Origin of the sequence: Psychrobacter cryohalolentis K5 (assembly GCF_000013905.1) — a bacterium.
Classification (GTDB): Bacteria; Pseudomonadota; Gammaproteobacteria; order Pseudomonadales; family Moraxellaceae; genus Psychrobacter; species Psychrobacter cryohalolentis.
The window spans coordinates 2,666,697-2,679,698 of the sequence record NC_007969.1; the positions used below are offsets into that span (position 1 = coordinate 2,666,697).

The 13,002-nt window shown below is 42.6% G+C and carries 4 protein-coding genes; 1 reads left to right on the top strand and 3 read right to left on the bottom strand.

What is annotated here, in order from left to right; genetic code table 11:
- Positions 1–180 precede the first annotated feature (180 nt).
- A complete protein-coding gene (locus PCRYO_RS11105; RefSeq protein ID WP_011514487.1) occupies positions 181–2,874 on the top strand; it encodes a penicillin-binding protein 1A in 2,694 nt (897 codons plus the stop codon).
- Positions 2,875–3,052: 178 nt separating this feature from the next.
- Here the strand turns inward: PCRYO_RS11105 and PCRYO_RS11110 are convergent, their stop codons facing one another.
- The 3 genes from PCRYO_RS11110 to rpoB form a co-directional block, all read right to left on the bottom strand.
- Positions 3,053–3,577: a DUF6586 family protein gene (locus PCRYO_RS11110; RefSeq protein ID WP_011514488.1), complete on the bottom strand. Its 525-nt coding sequence runs from the start codon at positions 3,575–3,577 to the stop codon at positions 3,053–3,055.
- Between the two features lie 227 nt (positions 3,578–3,804).
- On the bottom strand, positions 3,805–8,025 hold the full coding sequence (rpoC, locus tag PCRYO_RS11115; RefSeq protein ID WP_041753252.1) for a DNA-directed RNA polymerase subunit beta': 4,221 nt from the start codon (positions 8,023–8,025) through the stop codon (positions 3,805–3,807).
- 151 nt (positions 8,026–8,176) lie between these two features.
- On the bottom strand, positions 8,177–12,295 hold the full coding sequence (rpoB, locus tag PCRYO_RS11120) for a DNA-directed RNA polymerase subunit beta (RefSeq protein WP_011514490.1): 4,119 nt from the start codon (positions 12,293–12,295) through the stop codon (positions 8,177–8,179).
- Between the last annotated feature and the right edge of the window lie 707 nt (positions 12,296–13,002).

Sequence of the window (13,002 nt, forward strand, 5' to 3'; positions counted from 1 at the left end):
TATTAAGTGTACAATCTGATAGTTATTTGTAATAATTTAGTACAATACTTTACTTAACAGATAGATTCAAGCATTTAAATGTCCTGTAGAGGCTAACTTACACATTTATTATTACTTGGCTATTTTGTTCAAGGTATAATGTTTTTTATCTGTTGCAAACCTTAATCGATAAGTCTGACTATGACCAAAAAAAATGCCACCGTTCGTCTCATTCACTTTTTGGTGGGGCTTTTCATTGCCTGTCTTGCGTTGGCGGTTGTATTAGCGCTTGCCGTCCCTATTGGCTTCTATGGTATGGCGATGTATTTATCGCCAACGTTGCCAAGCACGCAAGAGATTAAAACGGCAACTTTAGAGATGCCATTACAGATATATAGTAGTGATGACAAATTGATTGGGCAATATGGCAACCGTTTATCATTGCCTATTACCTTTGAAGAGATACCGGAAGACTTGACCCATGCTTTTTTAGCAGCAGAAGATTCTTCATTTTTTCAGCACAGCGGTATTAGTATTAAAGGATTAGGGCGCGCGGTCACCGAAGTGGTGACGGATGATGAAAGCCAAACAGGTGGCTCGACCATCACCATGCAGGTCGCCAAAAATTATTTTCTAAGCTCAGATCGCACGTTGAATCGCAAACTAACGGAATTGTTTTTAGCCCGTAAGATTGAAGACGAGCTGAGTAAAAACGATATTCTTACCCTTTATGTCAACAAAATTTACTTAGGTGAAGGCGCTTACGGTATTCGTGCGGCTGCCAAAAAATATTATAGTAAATCGTTAGAAAATCTCACCATTGCTGAGATGGCAATGCTTGCAGGTTTGCCGAAAGCGCCCTCTAAATACAATCCTGTTGCCAATCCAAGCCGTGCGCTCACGCGCCGTAACTGGATTATTGGTCGCATGCATGAATTGGGTTACATCGACAAAACCCAATATGACGAAGCCATTAATGCGCCCATCGGTATTAAGCTTTATCAAGAAAAGCTGGATGTTAATATGCCGTATTTGGCAGAAATGACGCGCGCAGCTTTGGTTGATCGTTATGGTGAGCAAGTTATGCATGGCGGCTGGCGTGTACGCTTGACGGTTGATAGTCAAGCACAAATAGATGCAGAAAAGGCAATTTTATCTGGCTTGGTTGCTTACGAGCATCGCCATGGCTGGCGCGGCGCCGAAGCAAATGATGAACCGCTAAAGAATTTTAGTCGCTATAGCAATATGTCGCCTGCCAAAGTGACTAAAGTGAATACCAGTAGTTTTGAGGCAATCATGCTTTCAGGAGAAAGCGTGACCGTTAATTGGTCTGGTATGCGCTGGGCACGTAAATACATCTCTGCTGATCGTATTGGTTATTTTCCAAGTAATGCCAGCCAAATAGTGAGTAAGAACGATATTATTCGCCTGATACCGACTGCTAGTGGTGGCTGGCAGCTTGGTCAAATACCTGAGATACAAGGTAGTTTGGTTTCTCTGAATCCTGATACCGGTGGCGTTCGTGCCTTGGTCGGTGGCTTTGATTTTAACCATAGTAAATTTAACCGTGCTCTGCAGGGCTGGCGTCAACCGGGTTCTACCATTAAACCCCTTGTCTATACAGCAGCATTAGAAAAAGGCTATCGTCCAGATAGTATAGTTTCGGATCGCCCGCTGCAAGTAGGTGACTGGAAACCAAAAAACTCTGATGGTCGCTTCTTAGGTGATATTACGTTAAGCCGCGGACTTTATTTATCACGTAACTTAGTATCTATTCGCTTGCTGCAAGCAATTGGCATCTCTGACGCTCGCAACTTATTAGATGAATTTGGTCTTGATAAAGAGAAGCTGCCAACTACTTTGTCTTTAGCGTTGGGTACAGGTCAAGCAACCCCATTACAAATGGCAACCGCTTACGCCACCTTTGCCAATGGCGGGCATCGCATTCAACCTTATTTCATTGAACAAATTTATAACTATAATAATAAGCTTTTGTTTCAAGCCAATCCCCAGCAAGCTTGTGCCCTATGTTTTAATGAGCAGCTCGACGATGTCAATAAAAAACTAACTGAAGAATATGATGCAAAAATAGAGGAGAGTAAAAAAGTAGCTGAAGACGATAAAACAGGCGACGCTAAAGAATCGCCGGCAAGTAAAAATACAGAAACTGATATAGAGGCTGACAAGAGTAACACCCCTACTAAAGACAGTAACAAGATTGATTTGAGCATTTACGATGCCAGTCCAGAATCAGATCGCCTAAAAGCACCTGTTGTACAGTACGTACGCGCTGAACAAGCTCCGCGTATTTTAAAGCCTAAAGTCGCTTATGAGATGGCAGATATCTTACGTGATGTAATACAGCGTGGTACAGCGTTTAAAGCAAGATCTTTGGGACGTGATGATATTGGCGGCAAGACAGGAACCACCAATGAAGCGAAAGATGCTTGGTTTGCAGGCTTCCATCCTACCAATGCTACCGTCGTCTGGATGGGATTTGACCAACCATCAACCATGGGTCGTCGCGAATATGGTGGTGTGGCAGCCCTACCCGTTTGGATGGATTTTATGAAAGCCCAACTTAACGACACGCCTAGCCAATGGGTCTCTATTAATAACCGTGCCAAGTCCAAGAAACAACAGCAAAACATTATAGAGATGATGGATGAAGGGGTCACTGAACTTGATGGCGAAGATACTGATACAGGCAAATCGGAAAAACCAGTAAAGACATCTATTCAGAAGCGCCAGCCACCTGCTCCAAAACCTGTTGAAACGCCGGCAGTTACGACCGATGTTAAACCTGCTAATAATGGTATTACTAATAGCCCAGCGCAGAAACCAAAACCATTAGTAGTCAAGCCTGTAGAACGTATGCCAGCGATGCCTGAGTAATAGACTGCTTTCTATATTGATACATTTAAAAAGGCTGGTTCAGTAAACACTGAGCCAGCCTTTTTTATAGGGCATATTTCAATTGCATTTAATTTTGTGCCTTACTCAGCTTAAAGGTAGCAGCTACTCATTAAGCACTCATAACGAAGCTTTGAAAATATAATCTAAGCCATAAGAACTAAAATTCCACCATACCAGCACGTAGCTGCTCAATCAGCTCCAAAAACTGTTGGCGCCATTCACGTATGGTCGCATCATCTGGCAACCATTGATTGGACAGTGTTACTACATTGACAATCAAATCAGGCACTTGTTTTTTGTCATTAGCCGCTTTATCCACCGAATGCTCAGATATCACGGCATATAGACAACGCTGATAGGCATGTTCTATATCAGCCAGGAATCCTTGCTGCTGTAACTGCTTTAGACGCTGCACTTCAGGTGATACTTGCGTACGCTCGATCAGTGCTTCTTCGATATCTAGCAACGTCGGCGTCGTCAGCGTTATATTATAAAAGTGACCAAGCTCTTGTAAAAAAGCTAAAAACGTACCGTATAGATGAAAAATAGCGGTCTCACAATGTGCTTGATATAACTGCTTGTCAGTTGTGTCTGCAGCGGCTTGACAGGCAAGGCGGCAAAAATATAGCTTTTGGTTGGTACGGTCAGCTTGATATTTGGCAACGCGAGTTTTATCTGCCATACGCTTATCCTTTTTAGTGAGTACTGCTAAAAATAATCAGAAATTACGAATACTTATGAATACTAGAGCCAAAATCTCTGACTATTTAAGTAATTCGGTTATGCAGTGTACTATTTTATCTTATCATTTCCCAAGAAAAAACTTGTTGTGATGGAATTTTAAAGCAAAAAAAGCCAGCAACTTAGGCTGGCTTTTTTATTTATTCAAATAACTAGACGCTATCTAATTTAATGATTACCTTGATTCAACTCTTGAGCAAAGGCTTCATCGAAGCTTGCAAAGTCTGTCGCATCAGTCGTTGCTGACATATCAAACGCCGCATTTAAGTCTTTATCTTGCAGTTTTTGCTCTGCTTTTTCTTTACGAGCTTTATGATAAGCAAGACCAGTACCAGCTGGAATCAAGCGACCAACGACTACGTTTTCTTTCAGACCACGTAACTCATCCACTTTACCAGTGACCGCAGCAGCCGTTAGGACACGTGTCGTTTCCTGGAACGATGCGGCTGAGATAAAGCTTTCGGTTGCCAAACTTGCTTTGGTAATACCAAGTAATTGACGTTCAAACTGAACTGGAAATTTGTCTTCCGCTTCTAGCTTGGCATTCAATGCTTTGATATCAGCATATTCTACTTGATCACCTTTAAAGTGGTTTGAATCGCCACCATCAGTAATCTCAACTTTACGCAACATCTGACGAATGATAACTTCGATGTGCTTGTCATTGATTTTTACGCCCTGCAGACGATAAACGTCCTGTACTTCGTTAACGATATAGTCAGCAAGCGCAGTTTGTCCTTTCAGACGTAAGATGTCATGCGGATTCTGTGGACCATCAGCAATAACCTCACCACGAGCAACAGTTTCGTTTTCGAAGACGTTAATCTGACGCCATTTCGGGATTAGCTCTTCATGAATCTCGCCATCTTCATTAGTAATAATGAAGCGATTTTTACCTTTGGTTTCTTTACCAAAGCTAACAACACCCGTCATTTCAGCCATGATAGCGTGATCTTTTGGACGACGTGCTTCGAATAAATCAGCTACACGTGGCAGACCACCGGTAATATCTTTGGTACCTGAAGACGCTTGTGGTACACGACCTAGAATCGAACCGGCTGCAACTTTCTCACCGTCGCTAACACGAATGATAGTTTCAGCAGGTAAGAAATAAACGACTTCTTTACCTTCGTCTGTGTTCAAGATAATCGCCGGACGTAAGTCTTTTGCTGAGCTTGACCGATCTCGAGTAGCTAGAATCTCAAACGAGCTCATACCAGTCGCATCATCAACTTTTACGGTAGCAGTTAAGCCATCAGTGATTTCACTGAAACGTGCGGTACCCGCGAATTCTGTAATAATAGGATGCGTGTGCGGATCCCACTTAGCGATGGTTTGACCGCCTTCAACTTGGTCTTCATTTTTCACAAGAACGCTTGAACCATAAGGTACTTTATAACGCTCACGCTCACGACCAAGCTCGTCAGTCAAGGCGATTTCAGCTGAACGCGATACGATAACCAAATGACCATCGGTATGCTGTACAGTCTTCATGTTTTCAAAATGCGCTTGACCAGCACTACGAACTGAAATGCTGTTGTCCACAGAAGCAGAACTTGCCGCTCCACCAACGTGGAAAGTACGCATGGTCAACTGAGTACCAGGCTCACCGATAGACTGCGCCGCCATAACACCAACAGACTCGCCGATATTCACTTTATGACCACGAGCAAGGTCACGACCATAGCACTGTGAACAAACGCCATGTTCGATATTACAAGTAATCACTGAACGTACCCAGATATCATCGATTGCATTGTTATCTAGTACTTTAACCCAATGCTCATCGATCAACGTACCCGCTGGAATCAAGATTTTTTCAGCATTATCGTTATAAGTGACATCACGTGCTGTTACACGACCTAGTACTAGCTCGCCTAACTTCTCAATGATTTCACCACCTTGGATATGTGGCTTCATTAGCAAACCTTGCTCAGTACCACAGTCATCACTGGTAATAACCAAATCTTGTGCTACGTCAACCAAACGACGCGTCAAGTAACCTGAGTTAGCTGTTTTCAATGCCGTATCCGCAAGACCTTTACGCGCACCATGCGTTGAGATAAAGTACTGAAGTACGGTCAAACCTTCACGGAAGTTAGCTTTAATCGGTGTTTCAATGATTGAGCCATCTGGCTTAGCCATTAAACCACGCATACCAGCAAGCTGACGAATCTGAGCCGCACTACCACGAGCACCAGAATCTGACATAATAAAGATAGAGTTAAATGACTTCTGCTCTTCTTCTTCACCTTTGGCGTTGATAATTTTATCAGTCGCTAAGTTGTCCATCATCGCTTTAGCGACTTTGTCATTGGTACGTGACCAAATATCGACCACTTTATTATAACGCTCACCAGCCGTTACAAAGCCTTGCTCAAACTGGTCTTCAATTTCACGCACTTCAGCTTCAGCGACTTCGATGATTTGCTTTTTCAGTGGTGGAATAACCATGTCATCGATACCGATAGACACACCAGATAGTGTCGCTTGTGCAAAACCAAGATACATCAATTGGTCAGCAAACATAACACTTTCTTTTACGCCCACTTTACGGTAGCAAGAGTTGATCAATTTAGAGATATTCTTCTTAGTCATCTCTTCATTACATTCGTCAAACGACATACCAACAGGCATGATGTTCCAGATTAACAAACGACCAGCAACAGTATCTTTGATACTCGTCTCTTTAGTACGATTGCCATCATCATCAATATGCGTTTCAGTGACACGAACTTTAATCTTGGCGTTAACATGTAAATCGTTTGAACCAATTGCACGCAATGCTTCATTAACGGTGGCAAAAATCATGCCCTCGCCTTTGGCATTTACTGACGAGCGGCTGATGTAATACAATCCCAATACAACATCCTGTGATGGTACGATGATTGGCTCACCGTTCGCAGGAGACAAGATGTTGTTGGTCGACATCATGAGCGCACGAGATTCAAGCTGAGCTTCTAGTGTCAATGGCACGTGAACGGCCATTTGGTCACCATCAAAGTCGGCGTTGAATGCGGTACAAACTAGAGGATGGAGCTGAATCGCTTTACCTTCGATTAGTACTGGCTCAAATGCCTGTAGACCCAAACGGTGAAGCGTTGGCGCACGGTTCAAGAGTACTGGATGCTCACGGATAACCATGGCCAGCATATCCCACACTTGTGGCTCTTCACGCTCTACCATCTTTTTGGCAGCTTTAATCGTTGTCGCCAAACCATGAGACAATAGTTTGTTATAAGTAAATGGCTTGAACAATTCAAGTGCCATTTTCTTTGGTAGACCACACTGATGTAGACGTAGGGTTGGACCAACAACGATCACCGAACGACCAGAATAATCAACACGTTTACCTAGTAAGTTTTGACGGAAACGACCTTGCTTACCTTTGATCATATCAGCCAAAGACTTCAATGGACGCTTGTTACTACCAGTAATAGCTCGACCGCGGCGACCGTTATCAAGCAAGGCATCTACTGATTCTTGCAACATACGTTTTTCGTTACGTACGATGATATCAGGAGCGCTTAGCTCAAGTAGGCGCTTTAGACGGTTATTACGGTTAATAACACGGCGATATAAATCGTTCAAATCTGATGTTGCGAAACGACCGCCTTCTAGTGGTACTAGCGGACGCAAATCTGGTGGTAATACTGGTAAGATATTCATTACCATCCACTCAGGCTTGTTATTAGAATCACGGAATGCTTCTAATAATTTAAGACGCTTAGACATCTTTTTAAGCTTGGTTTCAGAACCCGTTTGCGGAATCGCTTCACGTAGCTCATCAATCTCTAAATCTAAATCGATATCTTTTAAAAGGTCTTGAACCGCTTCAGCACCCATTTTTGCAGTAAATTCATCGCCAAATTCTTCAAGGGCTTTATAATAATCTTCGTCATCAAGCAGCTGATACTTCTCTAAAGAGGTCAGACCTGGCTCAGTCACGATGTAGCTTTCAAAATACAAAACGCGTTCGATATCACGAAGTGTCATGTCTAGCAATAGACCGATGCGGCTTGGCAATGATTTTAAGAACCAAATATGCGCAACAGGGCTCGCTAAATCGATATGACCCATGCGGTCACGACGAACTTTAGCAGTAGTGACTTCAACGCCACATTTTTCACAGATAACGCCTTGGAACTTACGACGCTTGTATTTACCACATAAACATTCAAAATCTTTTACTGGACCAAAAATTTTGGCACAAAAAAGACCATCACGCTCAGGTTTGAACGTACGGTAGTTAATGGTTTCAGGTTTTTTTACTTCACCATGCGACCATGACTTAATAACGTCAGGCGATGCCAAGGTAATTTGGATGCTATCAAACTCATGGTTACCATTGCTGGTAGGGCTTTGCATGATATCGAGTAAATCTTTCAAGTTGCTTCTCCGTTATCTTTATAATCATCTGACAGCGTATTATGAGCGCGGCCACGATGAATGAAGGCAATGAATAGGGTTGAGACAAATTACTAAAAGCAGCAGCAATGAGCATACTGCCTTTAGTTGACAACTAAGTTAAACAACGGATTTAGTTGCTTTGTTTTAACTCAATATTGATACCCAGTGATTTGATTTCTTTGGTCAATACGTTAAACGATTCAGGCATACCTGGATCCATATATTGCTCACCATCGACGATGTTTTTGTACATACGCGTACGGCCTTCAACGTCATCCGACTTCACAGTCAGCATCTCTTGTAGCGTATATGTCGCGCCGTAAGCTTCTAGTGCCCAGACTTCCATCTCACCGAAGCGCTGACCACCAAACTGAGCTTTACCACCGAGTGGCTGCTGCGTCACTAGTGAGTAAGAACCAGTTGAACGCGCATGCATTTTGTCGTCAACCAAATGGTTAAGTTTGAGCATGTACATATAACCGACCGTTACTTTGCGGTCAAACTTCTGACCAGTACGACCATCATACAACGTCTGTTGACCATCGCGATCCATACCAGCAAGCTCTAACAGATCTTTAACTTGGCTTTCTCTTGCGCCGTCAAATACTGCTGTGCCCATTGGTACACCAGCACGCAAGTTGTCTGCTAGCGCCATGATGTCATCATCACTCAAGCTATCAAGATCAACTTGCTCACCGCCGACTTGGTTATAGATTTTATCTAAGAAGTCACGTAAGTCTTTGATCGCTGCTTGCGATTTGAGCATACCATCGATCTTCTCGCCCAAGCCTTTCGCTGCCATACCCAAATGCGTTTCTAGGACCTGACCGATGTTCATACGAGACGGTACACCAAGCGGGTTCAAGACGATGTCAACGGTATTACCATTTTCATCATAAGGCATATCTTCGACTGGCATAATGCGCGATACAACACCTTTGTTACCATGACGACCAGCCATTTTATCACCAGGCTGAATACGACGCTTAACCGCTAGATATACCTTAACGATTTTTTGTACGCCATGTTGTAAGTCATCACCAGCGGTTAGTTTGCGTTTTTTCTCAGCAAACTTCACATCGATATCTTTTTGCTTATCAACCAAATACTCAGCGATTTGCGTTAGACGCTCAGAGATTTCTTCTTCAACAGGCTGAATATCAAGCAAAGTCTCAAGGCTCATATCTTTCATATCAGCCAATGCCATCACTGTACCGGCTTTTAGACCAGAACCACCGCTGACTTTTTGACCATCTAATAAGTTACCAATACGACCACGAGCCGCTTCTTCAAAGATACGTAGCTCTTCTTTTAAATCTTTACGATAGCTATCAAGCTGTGATTTTTCAATCGCTCTTGCACGTGCATCTTTTTCAACGCCGTCACGGGTAAAGACTTGAACGTCAATAACCGTACCTTTGCTTGATGTTGGAACACGCAAAGACGTGTCTTTAACATCAGCGGCTTTTTCACCAAAGATAGCCCGGAGGAGTTTCTCTTCTGGCGTTAGTTGTGTTTCACCTTTTGGCGTCACTTTACCAACTAAGATATCACCAGCGTCAACTTCAGCACCGATATAAACGATACCCGCTTCATCAAGGCTTGATAGAGCTGCTTCGCCAACGTTTGGAATATCCGCAGTAATCTCTTCGGTTCCAAGCTTGGTATCACGTGCCACACAAGTCAATTCTTGGATATGAATAGTAGTGAAACGATCTTCTTTAACCACTTTTTCAGACAGCAAGATTGAATCTTCGAAGTTGTAACCATTCCACGGCATAAATGCGATGCGGATGTTCTGACCCAATGCCAACTCACCAAGATCCGTCGACGGACCATCGGCCAATATATCGCCTACAGCAATAGCATCGCCTTGGTTAACAATAATACGTTGGTTGATACAAGTGTTTTGGTTAGAACGCGTATATTTAACTAAGTTATAGATATCTATACCGGCTTCACCAGCAATCATCTCATCTTCATTTACACGAACCACAACACGTGAGGCATCAACGTCTTCGATTACACCGCCACGCTTAGCAATAACACAAACACCAGAATCACGAGCAACGTGACGCTCCATACCGGTACCTACTAATGGCTTATCAGCACGTAGCGTAGGAACTGCCTGACGCTGCATGTTTGAGCCCATCAAGGCACGGTTAGCATCATCATGCTCTAGGAATGGAATCAGACCAGCGGCTACAGATACAACCTGACTTGGCGACACATCCATATGCGTCACTTTTTCTGGCGGCATACGGACGAATTCACCATAGCTACGGACACTAACCATTTCATCAGATAACGCGCCATCGGCAGTTACTGGTGAATCAGCCTGTGCAATGACCGTACCGACTTCTTCAATCGCTGACAGATATTCAATAACGTCCGTTACTTTACCATCAACTACACGGCGATAAGGTGTTTCCAAAAAGCCAAAGCTGTTGGTTTTAGCAAAAGTCGCTAATGAGTTAATCAAACCAATGTTTGGACCTTCAGGAGTCTCAATCGGACATACGCGACCATAATGGGTATCATGTACGTCACGTACTTCAAAGCCTGCACGCTCACGGGTCAGACCACCGGGTCCTAATGCAGACACACGGCGTTTATGCGTGACTTCAGACAATGGATTATTCTGATCCATAAACTGCGATAACTGGCTCGAGCCAAAGAATTCTTTGACCGCCGCAGCAACAGGTTTTGAGTTAATCAAATCTTGTGGCGATAAGTTATCAGATTCTGCTGAGCTTAAACGCTCTTTAACCGCACGCTCAACACGTACTAGGCCAACACGAAATTGGTTTTCTGCCATCTCGCCTACTGAACGAATGCGACGGTTACCTAAATGGTCAATATCATCGACTTCACCGCGACCATTACGAATCTCGATAAGCTCTTTTAGAACGTTAACGATATCGGCATTGGTCAATACGCTACGTTCACGCTGAATATCAGCGTCATCGGTATCTACAAAATCAAGACCTAAACGACGGTTAAACTTCATACGACCGACATTTGATAAGTCATAACGATCCGCGTTAAAGAACATGCTGTCAAAAAGTTTCTCAGCAGTTTCAACCGTTGGTGGCTCACCTGGGCGCATGACTTTATAAATTTCAATTAAAGCTTCTTCACGGCTTGACGTGCTATCAGCACGTAGCGTATCGGCAATGTAACTACCTTGGTCGATATCGTTGGTAAACAGAATACTAAATTCTTTAATAGATTCACTGGCTTCAAACGCACTTAATTTAACCAATAATTCATGGTCAATCAGCGTGTTAGCACGAGCAATAACTTCATCATTAACGATGATGTCTTCGGCTAAAATGCGCTCATATAAGTATTCATCAGGAATCGAGATTTTAGTCATACCCGCTTCTTCAAGCTGACGGATACGGCGAGCATTAATACGTTTGCCCTGCTCAACAACCACGTCACCTGCAGGCGTCACGATATCGAACTGTGCCATCTCGCCACGTAAGCGATCGGCAACCAGATCAATCTCGAACTGCTCTTCGCCTTTATAAACTCGCACTTTATCAAAGAATAAATCTAAGATCTCAGAAGTGCTTAAGCCTAAAGCGCGTAAAATAATAGACGCCAATAACTTACGACGACGGTCAATACGAGCAAAAACCAAGTCTTTAGCATCGAACTCAAAATCTAACCATGAACCACGGTAAGGAATGATACGCGCGTTATAAAGCACCTTACCACTTGAGTGCGACTTACCTTTATCATGGTCAAAGAACACACCAGGTGAACGATGTAGCTGAGATACGATTACACGCTCAGTACCGTTAATAATAAAGGTACCGTTAGCAGTCATAAGTGGCATCTCGCCCATATAGACGCTTTGCTCACGGATATCTTTAATAGCCGCTTTGCTGTCTTTATCTTTGCTGTCTTTGTCTTTGATGATTAAGCGAATTTTAACACGCATAGGCGCAGCAAATGTCGAACCACGTAAGATACACTCACGCTCATCAAATTCAGGCGTACCTAAATAGTATTCAACGAATTGTAGCTCTGCGTTACCAGAGTGACTCTCAATTGGGAAAATAGAAGAGTATGCAGCTTGCAAGCCAGTATTCTCACGAGCTTTTGGCTTTTTATGCTCTTGCAAAAATTGCTCATAAGAATCTACTTGGATAGACAACAAATAGGGAATGTCCATCACAGTAGGCAATTCAGCAAAACTTTTGCGAATACGCTTTTTTTCAGTATAAGAATATGCCATCGAGAGTCCTTACAGTAAACGTGGAAACAAATTAAAATCGCGGCTGGCGTGCATAAATACTATGCAAACTAAGCGACGTAAACGATAATATAAAACAGGTGTTCTTTTTAAAGCACAGTTAATCTTTTTAAGGCGTTGTATCAATTACTATCTTAACAATCAGTGCTTGCTTTGCACTCTAAATACGATCTTGCTATCGTCATTTAAGTCAGCCTATATGACTGCTCAGAGCGAAAAATTCAATCTTAAAGTGTTGGCAATATGTCACTTTTAAAGATTAAGTGACAGTTGCTTTATCTAAATATAAATGCGACTAACATTGTGTATAAACGATTTAACATCCAAACTGGTTACTGCCAAAATCAATATCGTCGCTGATGTATACCGTCTACGAGCCTATATACTGACAGTAAAATCACGCTAGAAAGCTTATTCAATAGTTTTTGATTAGTAATAAATAGGACAATTATAATGCTTATAAATAATAATATTCAGAGTCAATATAAGCGATAATGTTAATAGAAAACGTGCAGACACAAAAAAATGCCAAACATCTATTGACGTTTAGCCACATTATCTGATTTCAATAACTACTAAGTGTGCTTGCATGTATATCGTCTGTCCTTTTGATGGGTATCCACCGTGTTGTTGCTTACGACTGTTGGCAGACACAAAAGGTCAAGCTACGAATTATAGTAAAAAAAAGC

Excerpts from the sequence above, each read along its gene's own strand:
- PCRYO_RS11110 (WP_011514488.1), bottom strand. The coding sequence starts at position 3,577 with ATGGCAGATAAAACTCGCGTTGCCAAATATCAAGCTGACCGTACCAAC.
- PCRYO_RS11105 (WP_011514487.1), top strand. The coding sequence starts at position 181 with ATGACCAAAAAAAATGCCACCGTTCGTCTCATTCACTTTTTGGTGGGG.
- rpoB (WP_011514490.1), bottom strand. The coding sequence starts at position 12,295 with ATGGCATATTCTTATACTGAAAAAAAGCGTATTCGCAAAAGTTTTGCT.